The following is a 23,282-nucleotide window of genomic DNA, read 5'->3' on the forward strand; positions in this document are numbered from 1 at the left end:
TTTAAAAAATGCCTCATATTGAGGCATTTTTTTTGTCTTTTTTATAGTGAATTAACTGTACGAGCATAGTAAGCAAAACAGCGCTGAACATTAAACTTGAAAACGGCACTGCGCTTTTTGCATGCATAATAGCGAGTAGTGGGCCAACTAATGCGCCACTGCCAAAACGAAGTGTGCCAATTACGGCCGTTGCCGTGCCTGTGTTTTTTTCAAACTTCATTAATATTAGCGAGTCAGCATTACTTGCAGTGACGCCTAAGCTCATCATTAATGGCGCAATAGCAGCCACAATATAATAAAGTGATAAATGCAATAAGCTAAATGTTAACAAAGCCAGCCCCGATACAAATCCAAATGTAAGCCCAATATAGAGCATTTTTCGAGAGCCCAGCCTTGGTACAATTCGCGTATTTAAAAAGTTACCAAACATCAGCGCCATTACGTTAAAGGCAAATAACACACCAAATAACTGTTCTGACACTTCATATAAATCTAAATAAATAAATGGTACTGAGGTCAAAAAGCAAAAAAATCCAAACGATACAAACATAGAACTGAGTATGTCGGCACGTGCATCTTTATTACTGAGTACTGTTTTATAGCTATCAAAAAATAGAGCGAGACCCTTTTTTTCGTTTTTGTGAATAGGAATATCAATTAGATACACTTGCACAAACGCCAATATTAAAAAGCTATACCCAGCAAGAACCAAAAATATGGTTGACCAAACAGAAAATCCTAAAATAAACGAGCCAACAGAGGGGGCAACTAACGGCGCTACCATCATAATCATCGACACATACGACATTCCCTTAGCTGTATTTTGCTGATAAATATGGCGAATAATACCCGGTACTACTACCGTTGCTGCCGCTCCCGTAAATGCTTGCACTGCTCGAAGAGTCCAAAAAGCATGGATTTCGGTGGTAAATGCCAGTGCAAGTGAGCTTGCACCAAATAAGGTTAAGCCGATACGTGCAAGCTTACGGCGGCCAATTTGATCGGCAATGGGGCCAAAAAATAGCATCCCTAATGAATAGCCTGCTAAGTAAATACTCAACGATATTTGTACATTGGGCATATTAGTGTGTAAATCGTTTGCAATTACCAGCATGGCAGGTAAGTACATATCTATCGCCAATGGCGTAATCGCCACTATACTGGCTAATAAAGGCAATAAAATACGGGTATTAAAAGACGAGGCTGAGGCGTCCATGTGTAAACTCAACAATCACTAAAAACAAGGGTTATAGTGTAACAGGGCATTGTATTTGGATAAACTTAGTTTGCCCGCTAAGTTTATCGTCATATTGCTTTTTTTTTAATATAACGGTACATAAAGCAAATATTTTAAATTGGTACTGTGTTTGCTATTCTACAAGCAATAAAAAATTCATTACTTAAGAGAATTATCATGAAAAAACTAGTACTTGCAGTATTAGCGACAGCCGTTTTAGCCGGTTGTAAAACGTCACCAACAGGACGTACTCAAATAGCGCTTTACTCAGATCAACAAATGAGTGAAATGGGTACTGCTAGCTTTGCAGATATGAAAAAAAGCCAACCAATTAATAAAGATGCTAAAACAAATTCTTATGTAAATTGTATTGCTGAAAAAGTAGTCGCTGTATTACCAAAAGAATACGCGTCGCAAAATTGGGAAGTAGTAGTATTTGAAGATGAATCTGCTAACGCTTTTGCACTACCTGGTGGTTACATTGGGGTTCATACGGGCTTACTAAAAATAGCCACCAATCAAGACCAACTAGCAACAGTACTAGGGCACGAAGTAGGGCACGTAATTGCTGAGCATTCTAATGAGCGTGTTTCACAAAGCTCTATTTTAGATACCGGTATGCAGCTTGGTAGTGCTGCACTTGAAATGGGTAATATTCAATACCGTAACGAAATTATGCAAGGCTTAGGTTTGGGCGCACAATATGGAGTTGTTTTACCATTTAGCCGCTCTCACGAATCAGAAGCCGATACTATAGGTCTGGATTTAATGGCACAGGCGGGTTTTAATCCACAAGAGTCGGTTACACTTTGGGAAAATATGAGTGCAGCGGGCAGCGGTACAACCCCTGAGTTTTTATCTACTCACCCAGCGCCAAGTAACCGTATTAAAAATTTACAAGCGCAAATGAGTAAAGCACTTAGCGAGCAAGGCACTGCTAAAGCACAGGGTAAAAACCCACAATGCACACTGTAGTTAAGCGCTTTACTATTTGAAGTAGTGTACGTTTAGTATTAATGCGTAATTAAAATAAAACCCCTGTAAGTATTTTACCTACAGGGGTTTTATTTTAGTTTTTAAGCGTGGTTATTCAGCAGCAAGTGCTTGTTTAAATACATTTTTAAAGCGTTCGAAATCTTCAATGTGCGGCAGGTGCCCTAAATTATCCAGTTCAAATAATTGTGCGTCAGGGATAAGTGTTGCAGCGTGTTTGCCTAATTTATCATATCGACCAAGCTCGTAATCAACACCGTCTTTTTTCCAGTTACGGCCAGGGCCGGTTCTATCGCGTGTACCAATAATTAATTTAACCGGTACAGTTAAATCTTTAAATTCGGTTATTACAGGTTGAGTGAAAATCATATCGTATGTTTTTGCATTTACCCATGCCATTTGTTCTTTATCCGGGCCTTGTATTTGCCCTGTTATAAAGTCGGTTAAGGCTGAATATGTGGCATTCCACTTACCATCGTAGTAATTTTTTTGTTGGTATTTTCTTACGCCTTCTGGCGTTTTTGAAAATTCGTTTTTATAGAAAAAATTTGTATCTTTGTAATCAACATACTGCAGGTAGTTTTCAAGCCCAATAGGGTTAAGTAAAATTAATTTACTTGTTGTGTTTGGGTACATTAATGCAAAACGACTCGCTAGCATCCCACCCATAGAGTGCCCTAATACAATTGACTCTTTTATATTAAGTGAGTCCATTAACGCATGAGTATGATGAGCAAGAGCCGCAAATGAATACTGGTAATTAGTTGGTTTAGATGATTTTCCAAAACCAATTTGATCAGGAATTAATACGCCGTAGCCTAAAGATTGCAGGTATTGCGCAGTGGTAGTCCAGTAATCTGCATTAAAATTTTTGCCGTGCATAAGCGTCACTGTAGGCATGTCGGATTTGGTAGGCTTTAAGTAAATATACGCCATTTTAAGGGACTGTTTTTGTGACTCAATGTTAAAGTAATTTACTTTAAAGTCGTACTGATAACTGCTTAAAAGTGCATCATAAGAAAGTGAAGAGGTATCTTGCGTTGTGCTCGCTAATGCATTGTTTGTTAATAACAATAAAGTAGAAAAGCAAATAACTTTAATCGACGACATTTGGTTACTCCAATTAAGGACAAATAATATGAGCTCTAATATATAAAACTCAGAATAATTCATTATAGTAACCAAACATTAAGTACTATTCAATTGAGGCTTTGTCATGCTCAACGTTGTTTAATTTGGAGATGAAAAAAGCGAAGCTAAAATAGAGCTTCGCTTATTAATGTAGGGTAAAACGAGTATCGTTAAAGCTTAAAACGTCCACTCAATATGGATTTGTGGCACTGACTCAGTGACTTCAGTACCTAGTTTATTGTGCCAGTATTGTAATTCCATACCCAACAGTAGTGTGTTTTCTTTCATTTGAAGAGCGTGGCCCATATCCCATACTAAAATAGGCTGTGCGAGTATCCACGCCTCTACATCGTTACCAAATTCATCTTCACGCTCTGCAATGTATTCAGCGTGGCCTTTAAAGCTAAATTTTTGTGAGCCAATATTAAAAGGGTATTCAAAGGCAACATCAAGCATCCAGCTATTTGTTTCAATAGGAGCCCCGCCTTTTGCTACACCTTCACTATCGTCAATGTAGGCTGTGAACAGCGTTTGAAAAAAGTTAAACCCAGGTACATCCCAGCTTAATTTAACACCAGGCAAGTATTTCATTACTTTAGCGTCGCCAGCAACGTTAATACCACCGGTAAGGCCCACATCTAATAATGCGCCTGCGCCAATTTTTTCGCCGCTAATGGCCGATAAGCTTACCGTTGAATACCACTCACCATAAAAATCAGCATCTTGGTAACCATCATCGGTATCGTCTTTACTGTAATCGATAAAAAAGAAGTTATCGCCGTAATCGTAACCCGATGCATGTTGAACCGAGTAAACAGTGGTGTTTGACTCTTGATCAGTGAATGGGTTTTTTTGGTCGCCATTATTAATATGTAGTGCTGTGCTGCTCCAATTAGCCGCAAAAGCAGAAGACGATAAAGCAATTGATGTAAAAGTAACGAGAGGAAGTAATTTTTTAAATTTCATATCTGTATTTAACTATAATTTTAGTGACACGCGAAGGCGCGCATTATAGCAAAAGTGATTGATATGTAGAGTATTATTTTAACATATGTTGCAGCTTACTTATTAAGCTGCAACATAGTGTCGGTGTTTAAACTATGCTTTATTACGGCGTAAGCAAATAACTGCAATGGCTGTAAATGCTAAAATAAAGCAGTAATAAGAAGACGTTGATACTTCCCACGGGCTAATTTTAAACGTAGCACCTAATAACAATGCTTGGGCACCGTATGGCAATGAACCCTGCGTAACACAGGCAAATATATCAAGTAAACTGGCAGAGCGTTTACCGCTTATTTCACCGTCATCTGCTAGCTTTTTAGCAATAGGACCCGCGACAATAATAGACACTGTGTTATTAGCAATACATACATTACTTGTTAAAACTAACGCAGCGATACCTAATTGATCTGCCACTTTACGGTGCCATTTTGCAATGATTTTAGTAATCGCTTGAATTTTTTGAGCAATGTAATCAAGACCACCGTTAATACGAATAAATTCAGATAAGCCGCCAATAAACATAGAAAGTAAAAATATTTCCTGCATATCAGTAAAGCCTTTGTAAATGTCTTTTACAAAGCTTGCGCCTTCGTAACTACCGGTAAAGCCCATTAATGCGGCAAAAATAATACCGCTAAACAACACTACAAATACGTTCAAGCCAGCAACTGCTAACACTAAAATAAAGGCATAAGGAAGTACCAACCAAATATCATAATCTTTAGTTTCAACTACTTGTGCAGCAGGTGTTAAATAAAACAACAGGGCGATTGTTAGAATGGCTGCAGGGACTGCAATTTTAAGATTTTCTTTAAACTTGTCTTTCATTTCACAGCCCTGCGTGCGCGTAGCTGCAATAGTGGTGTCTGAAATAATAGATAAGTTATCGCCAAACATAGCGCCAGATACAATCGTACCGGCCATTAATGCTGGATCTATACCCGTTTTAATTGATACCGCATAAGCGATAGGGCCAATGGCGCCAATCGTACCCATTGACGTTCCCATTGCTGTAGAAACAACGGCCGCAATTAAAAACAAACCAGGGAGCAATAACGAAGATGGAATAAGCGATAAGCCTGCATTTACTACCGCATCTACACCACCGGTTGCACTTGCCACAGCCGAAAAAGCACCTGCAAGTAAGTAGATTAAACACATGGTAATAATATTGTTGTGTCCGGCACCTTTAATAAAGGTCTCTACACATTGGTTTACCGTGCCTTTATTTAAAATAAACGCAAGCATGATGGCGGGCAATATAGCAACAGGTGCAGGTAGTTGGTAAAAAGCATAATCAACCCCTTGCGATTGCAAATACAAACCTGAGCCTAAAAATAGCGCTACAAAGGTAAGTAGGGGAAGTAAAGAAAGTATTGCTTTGTTTTTATTAAATGATGGCTGCATCATAATCCTCATAACCAGTAAAATTTATCACAGCCAAAACTCCTCTTTTAGCTGAATTTAGCAGTACAACTTTTTATTTTAAAAAGTTGTTAGCCGCAGCGTCCGCAAGCCAAAGACCAAATCGACGCGAAAGAGAAGTTTAAATGTATAGATGGCTAAAGTAAACTGGTATTGTTATTATTATTAAATTAAAAGGTCACCTGACTATTGCATGACTTTTAGATAATATCTATAAAGCAACGCGATTTTCAGCGATTAATATTTATCCAACTGCATAAAAATACCCACCTGCGTATTTTGCAATGTCCGGATATATAGCTAATAAACGGATTCAAATAAAATTAGGTAAAAACCATGACTACAAATCGAATAGGTGTTTTTGGTGCTAACGGCAGAATGGGCTTAGCCCTATTAGAAGCCGCGACAATTAAAGAGCAAACACAACTTACAGGCGCATATGTTCGTAGTGGTTCATCGCTATTGGGCATTAATGTAAATCAAGTAAATAGCGCAGCCGATAACAGTGTTAGCTTTAGCGACGAAAGTACAATAGATGATGTAGATGTTTTAATCGACTTTACGCTGCCAGCGGGTATGAAAAACCATTTAAAAACAGCTGTTGCACAAAAAATTCCTATGGTGATTGGCACAACAGGTTTAACAAATGATGATATGGCGCTATTACACGATGCCGCTAAATATATCCCTATTGTATTTGCGCGAAATTACAGCGTAGGTGTCAATGTATTACTTAACCTTGTGCAAACTGCAGCGACTAAATTTGGTGACGATTTAGATATCGAAATATTTGAAGCGCATCACCGTCATAAAATAGATGCACCATCAGGTACTGCACTGGCAATAGGTGAGTCAATCGCGCAAGCGAAAGGCTGGGATCACGACGAGGTTGCGGTATATGACCGAAGCCAAGTAGAAACAGCGAAATCTCAAAATGAGATTGGTTATTCTGTCCTAAGAGGGGGCGATATAGTAGGTGAACATACCGCATACTTCGCTACAATGGGCGAAAGGCTTGAATTAACACATAAAGCAAGTTCGAGAATGACGTTTGCTCTAGGTGCTATAAGGGCTGCAAGCTGGTTAAAAAACAAACCTGCTGGACTTTATGATATGCAAGATGTGCTAGATCTTAAGTAGTTTAGTTACTATTTTAACTGTTTGGGTCTAATTTCACCTACAGTGACTTATTTGTAACAATTAACCAAATAATGTTAGACCTAAATAGCAACTTCATGTAATATGCAGCCAATTTGCCAAAAATTACTAAATGCGTGTTTCCAATTATACCCAAGTGGCTAGTAAATCCAGGGTTTCAGTGGGAATGAAAATAGTTTTAGGCAAGAAAAATGATTGAAGGTTGAATGCTTTACATCTGCATCATTTAAGACTGCGTAAAACAATTTAAGCTCACAAAAATCTGGTTTTGACGATCCCTCTGGGTATTGGCGGGGTGTTAAGCAATTGCTTACTCCCGTTTTTTACTGTTAGGAGGTTTAACTTGACTAAATCCGCTCTGTTAGTCCTAGAAGACGGCACAGTGTTTCGCGGTACTGCAATCGGCGCTGACGGCATGTCAGTCGGTGAAGTGGTATTCAATACGTCTATGACTGGTTATCAAGAAATTTTGACTGATCCATCATACGCGGAACAAATCGTAACTTTGACGTACCCACATATCGGTAATACGGGTACCAACAGCGAAGACGAAGAAGCGAATCAAATTTGGGCTAAAGGCCTAGTGATCCGTGATTTGCCACTGCTAGCAAGTAACTTTCGTAACGAGCAATCGTTAGATGATTACTTAAAAGAACGTAATATTTTAGGTATTGCGGACATCGACACCAGAAAGCTAACTCGAATTTTGCGTGATAAAGGCGCACAAAACGGGTGTATTGTTGCCGGTGACGAGCTAGACGAAAATAAAGCGTTACAAGCCGCGCAAGCCTTCCCAGGCTTAAAAGGTATGGATTTAGCAAAAGTTGTCTCAACCAAGGAAAATTTTGAGTGGCGCGAATCAAGCTGGACATTAGGTGAAGGATTTAAAACCCTTGACGCTGCTGATGAAAAGTTTCATGTTGTTGCCTACGACTTCGGTGTAAAACGTAATATTTTACGTATGCTTGTAGACCGTGGTTGTAAACTTACAGTAGTACCAGCGCAAACTTCTGCCGCTGACGTACTTGCTTTAAACCCTGATGGTATCTTCCTATCTAATGGCCCTGGTGATCCTGAGCCATGTACTTACGCTATTGAAGCCATTCAAGCCTTTTTAGAAACCGACACACCTATTTTTGGTATCTGTTTAGGTCATCAGTTATTAGCCCTTGCTTCAGGTGCTAAAACAGAAAAAATGAAATTTGGCCACCACGGTGGTAACCACCCAGTTAAAGACCTAGACCGTAATGTAGTTATGATCACAGCTCAAAACCATGGTTTTGCAGCTCAAGAATCAAGCCTACCAAGTACGCTTCGTGCCACGCATAAATCGTTATTTGATGGAACGCTTCAAGGTATTCATCGTACTGATAAGCCTGCGTTTAGCTTCCAGGGTCACCCTGAAGCAAGTCCAGGTCCACACGATGCAGCACCATTATTTGACCACTTCATCGATTTGATGCAAGCGCGTAAACACTAATTTAACTGGAGTAATAATGCCAAAACGTACCGACATAAAAAGCATTCTTATCTTAGGCGCAGGCCCAATTGTAATTGGTCAAGCTTGTGAATTTGACTACTCTGGTGCTCAAGCGTGTAAAGCACTTAGAGAAGAAGGCTATAGAGTTATATTAGTTAACTCAAACCCTGCAACTATCATGACCGATCCTGAAATGGCCGATGCTACCTACATCGAACCAATTCACTGGGAAGTGGTAGAAAAAATTATTGAAAAAGAAAAGCCAGATGCAGTACTGCCTACAATGGGTGGTCAAACAGCATTAAACTGTGCACTTGATTTAGACAAGCACGGTGTATTGGCTAAGCACGGCGTTGAGCTAATTGGCGCAACGGCGGATGCAATCGACAAAGCAGAAAACCGTGAACGCTTTGACGTAGCAATGAAAAACATTGGCCTAGAATGTCCTCGTGCTGAAATTGCTCACTCAATGGAAGAAGCTAAAGATACAATGAGCCGAATTGGCTTACCATGTATCATTCGTCCTTCTTTCACCATGGGTGGCACCGGTGGCGGTGTTGCTTACAACATGGAAGAGTTTGAAGAAATTTGTGAGCGCGGTTTAGACTTATCGCCAACAAACGAATTATTGATTGATGAATCACTGATTGGTTGGAAAGAGTACGAAACAGAAGTTGTACGTGATAAAAACGATAACTGTATTATTGTTTGTACCATTGAAAACTTTGACCCTATGGGTGTTCACACTGGCGATTCAATCACCGTTGCACCAGCGCAAACGCTAACCGACAAAGAATACCAAATTATGCGTAACGCCTCTATGGCGGTATTACGTGAAATTGGTGTAGAAACTGGCGGTTCTAACGTGCAGTTTGGTATTAATCCTGAAGATGGCCGTATGGTTATCATTGAGATGAACCCACGCGTATCACGTTCATCTGCACTTGCATCAAAAGCAACGGGTTTCCCAATTGCTAAAATTGCTGCAAAGCTAGCAGTAGGTTACACGCTTGACGAGCTTCAAAACGATATTACTGGCGGTAAAACTCCAGCGTCTTTTGAGCCTTCAATCGATTACGTTGTAACAAAAATTCCTCGCTTTAACTTTGAAAAATTTGCCGGTGCTAACGATCGTTTAACTACGCAAATGAAATCGGTTGGCGAGGTAATGGCGATTGGTCGTAACCAACAAGAATCATTACACAAAGCATTACGTGGTCTTGAAGTGGGTGCAACAGGTTTTAACCCAATAGTTGCACTTGATGACCCTAAAGCGAAAGAAAAAATCATCCGCGAATTACGCGAGCCAGGTGCTGAGCGTATCTGGTACATTGCCGATGCAATGCGCCATGGTATGAGCGTTGATGATGTTTATGAGCTGACTAAAGTTAATCGCTGGTTCTTAGTACAAATAGAAGATATTTTAAAAGACGAAGCAAAAATTGGTGAAGTAGGTATGGCTGGTTTAAATGCCGACTTCCTACGTAAACTTAAACGCAAAGGTTTCGCAGATCCACGTATAGCTGAAATTGCTGGTGTATCTGAAGCTGAAATTCGTAAAAAACGTCACCTATTAAACATCGTGCCAGTATACAAGCGTGTTGATACGTGCGCCGCAGAATTTAGCTCAGACACAGCTTACATGTACTCATCTTACGATGAAGAGTGTGAAGCAAACCCAACAGATAAAGACAAAATCATGGTTATTGGTGGCGGTCCTAACCGTATCGGCCAAGGTATTGAATTTGATTACTGTTGTGTACATGCCTCGCTTGCGCTTCGCGAAGACGGTTATGAAACCATTATGGTTAACTGTAACCCTGAAACGGTTTCTACCGATTACGATACATCTGATAGACTATACTTTGAGCCAATTACACTTGAAGACGTACTCGAAATCGTACGTGTTGAAAAGCCAAAAGGCGTTATTGTGCAGTACGGTGGTCAAACACCACTTAAATTAGCACGTGAGCTTGAAGCGAATGGCGTGCCAGTAATTGGTACTTCACCTGATGCGATTGACCGTGCAGAAGATCGCGAACGTTTCCAACAACTTGTTGAGCGTTTGAACTTACTTCAGCCAGAAAATGCAACAGTAACTTCAACTGAAGAAGCACTACTTAAATCAGTTGAAATTGGTTTTCCACTCGTTGTACGTCCGTCGTATGTACTAGGTGGTCGTGCAATGGAAATTGTATACGATGAAGACGATTTGCGTCGCTACATGACCGAAGCTGTATCTGCATCAAACGAAGCACCTGTATTACTTGACCGTTTCTTAGATAACGCAATTGAAGTTGACGTTGACGCGATTTGCGACGGCGAGCAAGTAATTATTGGCGGTATCATGGAGCACATTGAGCAAGCCGGTGTTCACAGTGGTGACTCAGCATGTTCATTACCAGCACATTCTTTATCGCAAGAAGTGCAAGATGTGATGCGCAAGCAAGTAACCGACATGGCGCTTGAGCTTGGTGTTGTTGGCTTAATGAATACACAGTTTGCTGTAAAAGATGGCAAAGTGTACTTAATTGAAGTTAACCCGCGTGCAGCACGTACTGTACCGTTTGTATCAAAAGCAACCGGTGTAGCGCTTGCAAAAGTGGCGGCTCGTTGTATGGCGGGTCAGTCTTTGGCAAGCCAAGGTATTACTAAAGAAGTGATCCCTCCTTATTACAGCGTTAAAGAAGTTGTTTTACCATTTGCTAAGTTTCAGGGTGTGGATCCAATTCGTGGCCCTGAGATGCGCTCAACGGGTGAAGTGATGGGTGTTGGTGATACTTTCGCCGAAGCATTCGCAAAAGCACAATTAGGTGCAAGCAACACTTTACCACGCGGTGGTCGCGCGTTATTATCTGTTCGTAATAGCGATAAGCCACGCATTGTTGAATTAGCCAAGATTATGAGCGACTTAGGTTTTGAACTTGACGCAACGGGTGGCACGGCACAAGCTCTTGAAGAAGCTGGCATTGAAGTACGACGTGTAAACAAAGTATATGAAGGCCGCCCGCATATTCTTGATTATATCAAGAATAAAGAGTACAGCTATATCGTTAATACCACCGAAGGTCGCCAAGCGATCGAAGATTCGAAGGTGTTACGTCGTGGTGCATTGCAAAATAAAACCAACTATACGACAACCTTGAACGCGGCTTTTGCTAACTGTACTGCTAACAAAGCAGATGACCGTAGTAAAGTAACGTCAGTTCAAGAGCTACACCTGCGATTGAACTAAGGAAATGTGCCAAGGCCAACTAGGGCCTTGGTGTTAAGTGAGAAAAGTATGCAATCAATTCCGATGACAGTTCGTGGCGCCGATTTACTGCGCAAAGAGCTTAACGAATTAAAAACAGTTACCCGTCCAAAAATTATCGCCGACATTGCTGTTGCGCGTGAACACGGTGACTTAAAAGAAAACGCTGAGTACCACGCTGCACGTGAGCAACAGGGTTTTTGTGAAGGTCGTATTCAAGAAATTGAAGCTAAACTTTCAAATGTTCAGATAATCGACGTAACTAAAATGCCAAATACGGGCAAAGTTATTTTTGGTACTACCGTAACTATAGTAAATGTAGATACGGATGCTGAAGTAAAATACCGTATTGTAGGCGATGATGAAGCAGATATTAAAAACAACTTAATTTCTGTTAATTCACCGATTGCACGTGGCTTAATTGGTAAACAAGTAGACGATGCAGTGTCTATCCAAACGCCAAAAGGTATCGTTGAGTACGAAATCATTGAAGTTGAGTATCTTTAACGCATAACTCACTTTAACGTTTTAAATAAAAACCGATGTATTTACATCGGTTTTTTTATGCCTTAAATAAATCACTATACTGATAAGGGTGTTCATATTGCATAAAGAGTGAGCATGATGATATAGGTACATAATCACTTCATTAAAAGGAACACTCAATGGCTAATATACTTTACCCAGCGCCTTTAAAAGTAGGCTCTAAAATTGCTATTTGCTCGCTTTCATCTGGGCTAAAAGAAAAGTATCACGGACGATTAGATATTGTTATAAATGGACTACAACAACGAGGGTATAATGTTGTTGAAGGCGAGTTTTTACGTCAAAACAAACCACGTGAACAGCTTAATGCTAAAGCGCATGCTAAGCAGCTAATGGGTTTTTTATTAGATGATGAAATAGATGCGATTATGCCGCCAATGGGTGGTGAGCTGGCAATGGAAATACTGCCACTACTTGATTTTAACGCCATTAAAGAAGCAAAGCCTAAGTGGTTAGTTGGTTTTTCTGATGTGAGTACTATAGCATGTGCACTCACTGCTAAGTGCCAATGGGCAACCCTTCACAGCGCTAATCTTATGCAGTTACACCCAGATGAAAAAAATCCGTATAGCCTACAAATATTTGAAACTCTGACCTACGAAGCCGGTAGTAAATTTGAGCAAGGTCCTTCTTCTTTATACCAAAAAAATAAGCCTAATTACGCGCAAAACCCGAACGAATTACTCAGCCCGAGTGAGCCCACAAACTGGCAATGTTTAAACTACACAGATAAACGTACCATAGAAATGTCTGGCCGGTTATTTGGTGGGTGTTTAGATACCGTAGGTTTATTGCTCGACTCGCCATTTTTAGCGCTGCATGAGTTTAAAAAGGACAGTGCGCCCGAAGGGCTTATTTTATACCTCGAAAACTCAGAACTTACACCAACAACCGTTGCACGATTTATACTGTCATTAAAACTAGCCGGAATATTTGATGATATCAATGGCTTGGTTTTAGGGCGAAGTGAAATAACACAAGGTCATTACGATGCCTTTGATTATCGCCATGCGTTAGATGTAGCGCTAGGTGGGTGTTTATTTCCTGTAATTTTTGATGCCGATATAGGGCACGTTCAACCTAACTTAAATTTGGTCAATGGTGCTACCTGTACGCTAGTTGCTGATATAAACGAAGGTATAGTAGATCGTGCATCGTTAAATATTCAACTTTCGTAGTTTTTATTGTATTTAGTTTTGAAAAACAAATAAATACAAGCGTATAATATGCCTACAGTAAGTGCTAATGCTTACTGTAAATTCTCAGGGCGGGGTGAAATTCCCCACCGGCGGTATGTTTAATGTTTTTTATGACTTAAACGAGCCCGCGAGCGCTTTATTTAACTTATTTTAGGTTAAGTAAAGGTCAAGCAGATCTGGTGAGATGCCAGAGCCGACGGTTACAGTCCGGATGAAAGAGAATATGGCTTATTATACTAAAACCAATTTTATTAAAGACATGATCCTTGTATCGCGTTAAGTGAGCTATTTTCTTTGCGCTATAATTAGTCGCTAATTTAATGTTATTGGTATAACAGTGTGCGCTGCATTTTGCTGCGTGCTTTTTGTTATTCTATTTAAGCTATTTTGGTAGTGATTACTTTAAATTTAAGTGATGTATTACTGATCCTTTCACAGTCCTGAATCTATTATTTTTATTTGGAATATAATGATGATTCAGTCTTTACTTACTCAATTCGGCGAAAGCCATACCCGCGTACAAAGCGCAATCACTGCACTACAGCAAGGCCAAGGCGTACTTGTTGTTGATGATGAAAACCGTGAAAATGAAGGCGACTTTGTTTTTTCAGCTGAGCATTTAACGACTTCTCAAATGGCCGAAATGATCCGCGAAGGCAGCGGTATTGTTTGTTTATGCATGGGGGATGAGCGCATTAAACAGCTCGACTTACCGCAAATGGTAGCTAACAATACGAGTCAAAATAACACCGCTTATACAGTCACTATTGAAGCTAAGCATGGCGTAACAACAGGTGTGTCTGCTGCTGATAGAGTAACTACTATAAAAGCAGCGACAGCGGATAATGCAAAACCAAGTGATTTATCGCGCCCAGGGCATGTATTTGGTTTAAAAGCACAAACGGGTGGCGTATTAGTGCGTCGCGGTCATACCGAAGCATCCGTTGATTTAATGCAACTTGCCGGCTTAAAACCATTTGGCGTAATTTGCGAGCTAACAAATCCTGATGGTTCAATGGCGCGCTTACCTGAGGTGAGTGATTATGCTAATAAACATAATATGACCGTGGTTTCTATTGAAGATTTAGTGCAACACATTCAGGCTGCACAGCGCAAAGTAAGTTAAACTGCTTTAAAGCAAAAAAACCACTTATTTAAATAAGTGGTTTTTTAATATTGTTATCATTTAAGTTTATAACGTATTACTTATAAAACCTGAATAACTTGCTCTTTTGCTAAGCGAGATTTAGGTAATTTAGCATTATAATCTTCAGCGCTATCATGATAGCCAAGTACTAATGCGACGTCGCATACGTAACCATCAAGTTCTTTTTCAAAGACTTCGCCAATCAGCTCGGCATCTACGCCTTCCATTGGGGTTGAATCAATGCCTAAACGTGCAGCGGCATGCATAGTGTTACCCAGTGCAATGTAAGTTTGTGCTTTAGTCCACTCTTCATTAACGCCTTGCTCATCAGTATTCATATCAACAAACGCATAAGCACCAAAAGCTTGTTCGCGATTTTCTGCTTTAGTACGGCCATTTTTAATATCTGCATCAATAACTTGTGCGTAGTCATCGCGGGTATATTTAGGATTGTGAGCGAATAATATTATATGCGAAGCAGCTTTAATATGTGGCTGGTTAAACGCAAATTTATTAGCAAATGTACTATGCATACGCTCTTTAGCCTCATCTGATTCAATTACGATGAATTTCCAAGGCTGCGAGTTAATAGATGATGGAGATAGGCGCATAGCTTCGTAAATAACGGCTAAATCGCCTTGAGATACACGTTTCGTTGCATCGTAACGTTTTGCTGTGTAACGCTTTTCTAAGTCATTAATAATAGGGTGAGTCATTAGTTTCTCCATTGAGTAGGTGTTTTACCAGTATTTACTATGTTGAGTCAGTTTTAGTATAAACAAACCCTTTTAAAAATTTATTACAAAAATAATATCGTGTTTTTAAATCACTCTAATTATTTAATTCAATTGATATCTACGTAAAGTAAAGCCTATCAATATAGCTAGGTACGGATAGTAGTGGGTTATTACAATATGATAAACAGGTATATGGTTGAATCATTATCAAATATTATTAGGTAATAGTTTCTTTAATAAATATAAATACAGCCATAGCCACCCCGAAATATTGGTTGAAGACACCAATTACATTGGTGCCTCCAATTAATTCAGGCAGCGCGTATTTAGTATTTATGGAATTAAAAATCTTCCAACACTATTTTGCCAATAGAGCGACCTTCTTCAAGTTCTGCGTGTGCAATACGCAGGTTAGCCGCATTTATAGTGCCTAAATTTTTACCAATAGTTGTTTGAATATGGCCCTGGTCAATTAACTCAGCAACATGATTTAATAACTTGCTTTGCTCAATTAAATCTTTGGCATTAAACATTGAGCGGGCAAACATAAATTCCCAATGTAGCGATAAGCTCTTCATTTTTAATTTACTAACATCTAATGACTCAGGGTCGTCAATCATTGCAATTTTACCAAATGGTGCAAGTACCTCTGTATACGCTTCAAAGTAAGTATTAGTACTGTGCAGACTTGCTACATGTGTTACCGAGCCAATGTTTAATGCGTCAATTTGAGCGGGTAATGGTTTTGTATGATCAACAACATAATCTGCGCCTAGTTTTTTAACCCACGCTTGTGAGCTTTCACGCGATGCAGTGGCAATCACAGTTGCGCCAGTAATCGCTTTAGCAAGCTGAATAAAAATAGAACCAACGCCGCCTGCTGCACCTGTTACTAAAATAACTTCGTCTGATTTTGTTTTTGCATCAGCTGCTTGTTTTACAATGTTTAAATGCTCAAATAATAATTCGTACGCTGTTATTGCAGTAAGGGGTAATGCAGCAGCTTCAGCATCGTTTAAGCTCTGCGGTTTAAATCCTACAATGCGCTCATCCACTAATTGAAATTCTGCATTACTACCTGGGCGGGTAATATCACCTGCGTAGTAAACAGCATCGCCAGGTTTAAAGTCTGTAACAGCTTCACCTGTTGCAACCACTTCACCAACAGCATCCCAACCAATAACTTTTATTTCACCATCAGCAGGGGGCATAGATGCACGCACTTTGTAATCTGCTGGGTTAACTGCAATAGCTTTAACTTTAATTAATAAATCACGACCTGTTGCAACTGGCTGTGGTAATTCAACATCAATTAACGATTCAGGGTTAGAAACAGGAAGAGATTTTTTATAACCAATGGCTTTCATAATAAGTGTTCTAATTTGTTTACATATAAGGTGCAAGCCATGCTTTGGCTAGCTGATGGATATATAGTAGACCTTGCTTTAATATAGATAAACCGCATAATTGTTGAATCATTATCAAATATAAATAGATAATATGAACATAGAAGATTTAAAACTTATTTTAAAAGTCGCTGAGTTTAGAAGTATTACGCTCGCAGCTGCTAAGTTAGATATGCGTACAGCTACAGCAAGCGCTGCTATTAAACGTGTTGAGGCAGCCCTTGGTAGTGAGATATTTGTTCGGACAACACGTCATTTAAGGTTATCGGCTGCTGGGGAGCGCTACATACCACAATGTGAGCAGGCTTTAGCTGTACTTGAGCTTGCAAAGCAAAATCTAAAAGGTGAGCACGACGAAATAGAAGGCGAGTTACGCGTTGCCCTTTCATCTGATTTAGGCCGTAACTTAGTGATCCCATGGATTGATGAACTCATGGACACTTATCCAAAGCTAAGTTTAAGAACGCATATAAGTGATAGTAATATCGACTTTTACCGTGACTCAGTTGATATAGCGCTTCGTTATGGCTCGCCTAATGATGCTAGCGTTTATGGATTCAAAATTTGTAACGTACCGCGCTTGTTATGTGCAACTGACGAATATCTCTTACAAAACGGGGCTCCCATGCATCCCGATGATTTAGCGTCGCATCAAGGTTTGTTTTATCAGTTGCAGGATATTATAAATAATACGTGGGAATTCACCGATGGTGAGTCAAAATTTAAAGTTAAAATGAATGGCAGGCGCGCCTCAAACGACGGCGATTTAGTAAGGCGCTGGTGCGTTGCGGGTAAGGGCTTAGCTGTAAAGTCGGCACTTGATATAGCCGACGATTTGCTTAACGACAGGGTGGTTACCGTAATGCCAAATTATCAACATGTTAATGGTGAACTTTGGCTTATTTGTCCAAGTAGGCAGTCAATAACCCCTGCGGTGCGTTTACTACGTGATGCATGCAGAGCAAAATCCCAAGCTATTTTGCAGCAGTTGGTAAATAAAGGAATTATTGATAAAAGTGTACTGAGCTAATTAAGGAAGAGTTATGCAAGTTGATGATATTAGGGTTTTTATTCCCTGTAAAAGCTATGAGCAATCTCAGCGCTTTTATATAGCGCTTGGATTTAAGATTGAAGATGCCTCAAATGATTTATGTGTGTGTACCTTTGGCGAATGTACGTTCTTTTTACAGCGTTATTATAATAAAACGTTTGCTGAAAACTTAATGCTGCAACTTTGTGTGTTAAATATAGATGAAGCATACGAACTCATTAGTAACCTAAACGGTTTTGACATCCGCTTTGAGGGTATAAAACAAGAACCTTGGGGTAGCGTTATTTACTTATGGGGACCATCCGGTGAGCTTTGGCACGTAACTGAATTAAATTAAATTAAAATAAAAAGGAATAAATATGAAATTTAATAAATACATAATCATTTTGATGGCGGCCTTACTTGCTTCTTGTAGCTCGTTTATGAGTAACAATACAGGTAAAAATACACAATCTAGTAGCTTAATGAATTTTTTATATCCTGATCAACAAAGCCGTGCTACCTATAAACCTGAAATACCTGTTTTAAAACTCCCTGTTACCGTCGGAATTGCATTTGTACCGTCTAAAAACTGGCAGCCAGACGGGTTAGAGACCCAAAACCAAGTCGAGTTACTCGAAAAAGTAAAAAAGTCATTTCTACAATATGATTACATTGACCGCATTGAAGTTATACCAAGTACCTATTTAAAAGGAGGTGAAGGTTTTGCAACACTCGAGCAAGTCGGGAGGCTTTACGATGTAGATGTAATGGCACTGGTTTCATATGATCAAGTTACGCAATCGTATGAAAATAATGCAGCCTTACTTTATTGGACAATAGTGGGTATGTACGTTATTCCAGGTAATGAAAATACAATTCAAACCTTTGTGGATACAGCTGTTTTTGATATTAAAAGTAGAAAAATGCTATTTAGAGCACCAGGTATAAGTAAACTTGAAAAAAGAACAACAGCAATAGGTATTGATGAAACGTTATCTGAAAAGTCGGCTGAAGGTTTTAATCTAGCAGTTAGTGATATGAGTACTAATTTAGATGCAGAACTAGCAAGGTTTAAAACACGTGTTAAAGAAGAAAAAATTGCAAAAGTCGAAAATAAAGATGGCTCTAGTAGCGGTGGCTCTTTGAGTATTTATTTACTCATCTTGTTGTCGTTATTAGTTATGCGTAGCAAAAAAATTTAAAGTTGATAAAAAACTAAGTATTTTTAATAATGCCACCGGCTTTGAGCTGGTGGCATTTATCGTATTCGTTAACTTAGCTTTTTATTAAAAAACTCAACTGTACGTTGCCATGCAAGCTCGGCATTGTCTTTATCATAGCGACCTGTCGAGTCGTTATGAAAACCATGATTTGCCCCTTTATACATATGCATAGTGTATTCAACATTATTAGCTTTTAAATCTTGTTCGTACTGTGGCCACGACGCGTTTACACGTTTATCCAGCTCGCCTAATTGAATCATTAACGGTGCTTTAATATTTTTACGTAAACTTTCACTGGCGGGAGTGCCGTAAAAAGGCACTCCGGCGCTGATTAAATTACTATCTACTGCCGCTAAATAATTAACAATGTAGCCACCAAAACAAAAACCGACAGCGCCTAACTTACCGTTACTGTTAGCATGTGATTTTAAAAAGTGCGCTGCGGCAACAAAATCGTTTTGAATTTTAGCGCGATCCATGGTTTTTTGCATAGCGCGTCCTTCATCATCATTACCAGGGTAGCCACCCAGTGGAAAAAGCGCGTCGGGTGCAAATGCAATAAAGCCCACTTTAGCTAAACGCCTTGCTACATCCTTTACGTACGGGTTTAAACCACGGTTTTCGTGTATCACGAGTACAACGGGAAGCTTGCCTTCTATGTTTTTAGGGATTGCTAAGTAACCTTTGCCTTTACCGTGCCCGTTTGGCGAATCGAATTCTTCGTACGTTGCTTTAATATCGTCGTCATTAAACGACACTTGTTCAGCCAGTGCGTAATTAGGTAATAATGCTGATGTAAGTACAGCCATTGAAAAACCAAGTGCAGCAAGGCCACCGAGTTTTTTCATAAAAGTACGTCGGTCCATTAAACCGTGGGCGTACTCGTCATACCAATCAAAGGCTTCTTGAGGAATGTGATCAGAGGGGGATGTATTCATGGCTGTTCCTTAACTTTATTATGTCTATTTATTATTTAAATACCATAACGTATTAGAGATAAAAAACGAGCAATATTTCTATCAATTATTAGGACTGGTAATTAATCCTGCGTGTTAAAAAATAAGTAATGTTAGCAAATAGGTGAATATCATTTTTAAGCTAAAAATAAAAAGCTCGACATAATATGCCGAGCTTTTTTGGTTGGGATGTTACTTAATTTAGCTGTGAGTAGGCGCTGGTTGGGCATCTACTAGTGGTGGCTTGCCACGCATTTTACGTACTAATCGTTTAGCATCTTCTAGTGCAACATACTGGCACGGTATAAGTATCAGTGTAATTACTGTGGCAAATAACACACCAAAAGCAAGTGATACAGCCATTGGGATAACAATTTTAGCTTGTAAACTCGTTTCAAAAATAATTGGCATTACACCAATAAAGGTAGTGATTGAGGTAAGTAATATCGCTCTAAAGCGACGAGCACCGGCTTGCATTACAGCATCCTTAATCGCAACACCTTCAGCGCGTGCTTTGTTTACAAAATCAACCATAACGAGGGAATCATTTACGACCACACCCGCTACAGCAATAATGCCAAACATCGATAAGCTACTCATAGTCATACCTAAAATCATATGCCCAAACATAGCGCCCACTACACCAAACGGAATAACCGACATTATAATAAGTGGCTGCGAGTAAGAGCGAAGTGGAATGGCTAACAAGGCAAATATAATCATCATTGATATACCAAAATCACGAAGCTGCTCTGAAGCGCTATCCATCTCTTCTTGAATGCGCCCAGCTACATCACTTGTAACGCCAGGGTAGCTTTTAAGTAATGTTGGTAAGTATTCATCACGAATTTCTTCTGCAATCGCAAATGGTTCGGCTTGGTCGGTATTTACCGCAGCCCATACGTTTACAGTACGTTTAGAGTTTTCGCGGCGAATACGGTTTACACCGTCAACCAGCTTAACTTCGGCTACTTCACTTAGCGGTACTTCAGCGCCTGTAGGCGTAATAATACGCACACTTGCTATGTCACTTATTGAGTTACGTTCGTCTTCTGGATAGCGGATCATGACTTTAATTTCTTCGCCTTCACGCAATATTCGCTGCGCTTCTAAGCCGTAGTAACTAAAGCTTACTTGCGATGCGACATCAGCAAGCGTTAATCCCATGCTATAAGCCAGTGGTTTTAAATCAAGTTGTACTTCGTCGGTAGCGCTTTGCATTGAATTGTTTACGTCGCCAACGCCTTCCATTGTTTGTAATTTAGCTTTTAATTTACCAGCCACTTCTTTTAGCTCGTCAGCATTTTTGCCTTCAAGTTTAAAGCTAACGTCGCCATCATCTCGACCGCCATTCATTATACTGTCTTGAATGGTCATGGTTTTAATGCCGGGTAAAGCGGGCATTTGCTCGCGCCATAATGCACTTAGAGCAAAGGTGTCGATAGGGCGTAAATCAGGCTCTACCAAAATAGCCATAATATTTGCTTCAGTTCGTCCGCGAAGGCTTACCGATAAATCGCGGATCATCGGTTTACCGTATTGCTCTTGTAGTTGCTGATCGACCTGTAACAACACGCTTTCTATTTTACGTGCGGTTTCAAGCGTTGCTTGCTCAGATGAGGCAAGGTTCATTTCTATATCAATACGCGGAAAGTCGTGCGGTATTTTAGGGTTTGGTACAAACTTAACTAAACCACCTGCAAACATACCTGCGCTTACAATAAGCAAACACATAAAGCCGACAATCACTGTATAGCGATAATGAATACAGCGGCCAACAAAAGGAAGGTAGTAGTTATTCACAAAGCTTTTTAAGCTGCTATCAATCACCATACGTAAGCGGTGTAATAGGTTTTTAGGATTTGGTTTACGTGGGTTCATTGCTGCAATATGCGCAGGTAAAATAAGTTTTGATTCAATGAGTGAAAAAATCAAACATAAAATAATCACGCCACCAATGGCCTTAGAAAAAGCAGCGCCAGGGCCGGTTGCGAGTGTTTGAGGTAAAAATGCCGCAATAGTCGTTAGTACACCAAAGGTTGCTGGCATCGCAACGCGTTTTACACCGCGTACAACGTTATCAAGTGTATGGCCGTATTTTTCTATTTCGGCACTGGCTGATTCGCCCACAACTATGGCGTCATCAACAACAATCCCGAGTACAAGTATAAAGGCAAAAAGAGAGGCTAGGTTAATTGTTACATCTAAAAAGCCAATAGGCATAAACAAAAAGGCGCCCAGAAAAGACACCGGTAAGCCCATCATTACCCAAAATGCTAAGCGTAGCGGTAAAAATAGTGCCAGCACTATCATTACTAACAAGCCACCCCAAATCATGTTATCGACCATCATATCGAGTCGACCTTCAAGGTAGTAAGTTAAATCAACAATAGGAGAGAGCTTAACGCCTGCAGGTAAAAGTGGCTCTTTAGTTGCCATGTAGCTTTTAAGGACTTTTGCTACATCGGTAATGTCTTGATCTTTTGATGCGTTTACTTCAAACGAGAGTGAATTTTTACCATTGTATTTTGAATATTGTAGACCTTCTTCAAAGCCATCATTAATAGTTGCTACATCGCCTAAATAAATTTGTGCGCCATCAGCAAGGGTAATAAGTGGCAGTTTTTCAAACTCAAAACCACGGTAGGCTTGTTTTTCAACACGCATCGAAATATAACCATTTTCAGAGCGTATTTGTCCCGCCGACATATTTGCCGAAAAGTTTTGCACCGCGCCTGCAATATCTCTAAATGTTAAGCCATATTCGCGCAGTTTATCGGGGCTGACTTCTATACCAATTTCATATTCTAAGCCGCCGTTAAAATTAACAAGGTTAACGTGAGGCAATGCTTGTAGTTCGTCTTTTATATCGTTGCCAAGCTCTTTTAACTGGTAGTTACTCATGTCGCCGTAAAGCGCGAGTATCATTACCTCTTGCTCAAACTTATCGCGGCGCACAACAGGGCGCTCCATCCCCGCAGGAAAGGTGTTTATTGAATCAACTTGTACTTTAATTTCATCAAGTACTTCTTGTGGATTGTATTGCTCTTCTATTTCAATCCACGCTTGTGAAAAACCACGGTTAGAGTAAGTAATTAGGCGTTTAATGCCTTCAATACCTTCGAGGTTTTCCTCAACTTTTATGGTTATGCCTTCTTCAACCTCTTGCGGGGCTGCACCTGGGTAAACTGCTTGTACGCTTATCCAGTTGCTTTCAAACTGTGGGAACATTTGTTTGCGAATGGTCATCGCCATTAAAATACCGCCTACTAATATAAATATCATTAGTAGGTTGGCAGCAACGGGATTTCGGGCAAACCATGCTATTAACCCTGTTTCACGAGTGTTCATGA

General features: G+C 39.8%; 18 protein-coding genes and 1 riboswitch. Of the genes, 10 read left to right on the top strand and 8 right to left on the bottom strand.

Annotation, left to right across the window (positions count from 1 at the left end; all coding sequences use genetic code 11):
- Positions 1 to 13: 13 nt before the first annotated feature.
- Positions 14 to 1,216, bottom strand: a complete 1,203-nt coding sequence (locus H5118_RS09020; protein ID WP_182197406.1) for a Bcr/CflA family efflux MFS transporter — start codon at positions 1,214 to 1,216, stop codon at positions 14 to 16.
- 198 nt (positions 1,217 to 1,414) lie between these two features.
- Here H5118_RS09020 and H5118_RS09025 point away from each other — a divergent pair, with 198 nt between their 5' ends.
- Complete coding sequence (locus tag H5118_RS09025; protein WP_182748564.1) at positions 1,415 to 2,212, top strand: M48 family metallopeptidase; 798 nt, start codon at positions 1,415 to 1,417, stop codon at positions 2,210 to 2,212.
- A 111-nt stretch (positions 2,213 to 2,323) separates the two neighbouring features.
- On the opposite strand, the gene H5118_RS09030 is transcribed toward H5118_RS09025, so the two are convergent.
- The 3 genes from H5118_RS09030 to H5118_RS09040 form a co-directional block, all read right to left on the bottom strand.
- A complete protein-coding gene (locus H5118_RS09030; protein WP_182681085.1) occupies positions 2,324 to 3,340 on the bottom strand; it encodes an alpha/beta fold hydrolase in 1,017 nt (338 codons plus the stop codon).
- A gap of 198 nt (positions 3,341 to 3,538) precedes the next feature.
- Positions 3,539 to 4,327 (bottom strand): nucleoside-binding protein, encoded by a 789-nt coding sequence (locus H5118_RS09035; protein ID WP_182748566.1) that lies wholly within the window; start codon positions 4,325 to 4,327, stop codon positions 3,539 to 3,541.
- A gap of 132 nt (positions 4,328 to 4,459) precedes the next feature.
- Positions 4,460 to 5,773: a Na+/H+ antiporter NhaC family protein gene (locus H5118_RS09040; RefSeq protein WP_182748638.1), complete on the bottom strand. Its 1,314-nt coding sequence runs from the start codon at positions 5,771 to 5,773 to the stop codon at positions 4,460 to 4,462.
- A gap of 354 nt (positions 5,774 to 6,127) precedes the next feature.
- On the opposite strand from H5118_RS09040, the gene dapB reads away from it, so the two are divergent.
- From dapB to ribB, 6 genes are all read left to right on the top strand, one after another.
- Complete coding sequence (dapB, locus tag H5118_RS09045) at positions 6,128 to 6,931, top strand: 4-hydroxy-tetrahydrodipicolinate reductase (RefSeq protein WP_182748568.1); 804 nt, start codon at positions 6,128 to 6,130, stop codon at positions 6,929 to 6,931.
- 361 nt (positions 6,932 to 7,292) lie between these two features.
- Complete coding sequence (gene carA / locus H5118_RS09050) at positions 7,293 to 8,429, top strand: glutamine-hydrolyzing carbamoyl-phosphate synthase small subunit (protein WP_004335400.1); 1,137 nt, start codon at positions 7,293 to 7,295, stop codon at positions 8,427 to 8,429.
- 16 nt (positions 8,430 to 8,445) lie between these two features.
- Positions 8,446 to 11,664, top strand: coding sequence for a carbamoyl-phosphate synthase large subunit (carB, locus tag H5118_RS09055; protein ID WP_182748570.1), 3,219 nt, complete (start codon positions 8,446 to 8,448; stop codon positions 11,662 to 11,664).
- Between the two features lie 48 nt (positions 11,665 to 11,712).
- Positions 11,713 to 12,189, top strand: coding sequence for a transcription elongation factor GreA (greA, locus tag H5118_RS09060; protein WP_004335404.1), 477 nt, complete (start codon positions 11,713 to 11,715; stop codon positions 12,187 to 12,189).
- Positions 12,190 to 12,347: 158 nt separating this feature from the next.
- Positions 12,348 to 13,406 (top strand): S66 peptidase family protein, encoded by a 1,059-nt coding sequence (locus tag H5118_RS09065; RefSeq protein ID WP_182748572.1) that lies wholly within the window; start codon positions 12,348 to 12,350, stop codon positions 13,404 to 13,406.
- A 76-nt stretch (positions 13,407 to 13,482) separates the two neighbouring features.
- Positions 13,483 to 13,654: riboswitch (FMN riboswitch) on the top strand.
- 245 nt (positions 13,655 to 13,899) lie between these two features.
- Positions 13,900 to 14,553, top strand: coding sequence for a 3,4-dihydroxy-2-butanone-4-phosphate synthase (ribB, locus tag H5118_RS09070; RefSeq protein WP_182748640.1), 654 nt, complete (start codon positions 13,900 to 13,902; stop codon positions 14,551 to 14,553).
- Positions 14,554 to 14,633: 80 nt separating this feature from the next.
- Here the strand turns inward: ribB and H5118_RS09075 are convergent, their stop codons facing one another.
- Complete coding sequence (locus H5118_RS09075; RefSeq protein ID WP_182748574.1) at positions 14,634 to 15,290, bottom strand: nitroreductase family protein; 657 nt, start codon at positions 15,288 to 15,290, stop codon at positions 14,634 to 14,636.
- 362 nt (positions 15,291 to 15,652) lie between these two features.
- Positions 15,653 to 16,678, bottom strand: a complete 1,026-nt coding sequence (locus tag H5118_RS09080; protein WP_182748575.1) for a zinc-binding alcohol dehydrogenase family protein — start codon at positions 16,676 to 16,678, stop codon at positions 15,653 to 15,655.
- Between the two features lie 133 nt (positions 16,679 to 16,811).
- Here H5118_RS09080 and H5118_RS09085 point away from each other — a divergent pair, with 133 nt between their 5' ends.
- From H5118_RS09085 to rhlP, 3 genes are read left to right on the top strand one after another with little or no spacing between them, the layout of a single operon-like run.
- The gene (locus H5118_RS09085) at positions 16,812 to 17,747 is read left to right on the top strand and encodes a LysR family transcriptional regulator (protein ID WP_182748577.1); all 936 of its coding nucleotides are present in this window, start codon (positions 16,812 to 16,814) and stop codon (positions 17,745 to 17,747) included.
- A 13-nt stretch (positions 17,748 to 17,760) separates the two neighbouring features.
- On the top strand, positions 17,761 to 18,105 hold the full coding sequence (locus H5118_RS09090) for a lactoylglutathione lyase (RefSeq protein ID WP_182748579.1): 345 nt from the start codon (positions 17,761 to 17,763) through the stop codon (positions 18,103 to 18,105).
- Between the two features lie 22 nt (positions 18,106 to 18,127).
- Positions 18,128 to 18,952: a rhombotarget lipoprotein gene (gene rhlP, locus H5118_RS09095; protein WP_182748581.1), complete on the top strand. Its 825-nt coding sequence runs from the start codon at positions 18,128 to 18,130 to the stop codon at positions 18,950 to 18,952.
- Between the two features lie 68 nt (positions 18,953 to 19,020).
- On the opposite strand, the gene H5118_RS09100 is transcribed toward rhlP, so the two are convergent.
- Both H5118_RS09100 and H5118_RS09105 read right to left on the bottom strand, forming a co-directional pair.
- Entirely contained in the window at positions 19,021 to 19,911 is an 891-nt protein-coding gene (locus H5118_RS09100; protein ID WP_182748583.1) for a dienelactone hydrolase family protein, read from the bottom strand.
- A gap of 219 nt (positions 19,912 to 20,130) precedes the next feature.
- A complete protein-coding gene (locus H5118_RS09105; RefSeq protein WP_182748585.1) occupies positions 20,131 to 23,280 on the bottom strand; it encodes an efflux RND transporter permease subunit in 3,150 nt (1,049 codons plus the stop codon).
- Positions 23,281 to 23,282: the final 2 nt, after the last annotated feature.

Source organism: Pseudoalteromonas sp. SR41-1 (assembly GCF_014164015.1).
GTDB classification, from domain to species: Bacteria; Pseudomonadota; Gammaproteobacteria; order Enterobacterales; family Alteromonadaceae; genus Pseudoalteromonas; species Pseudoalteromonas distincta.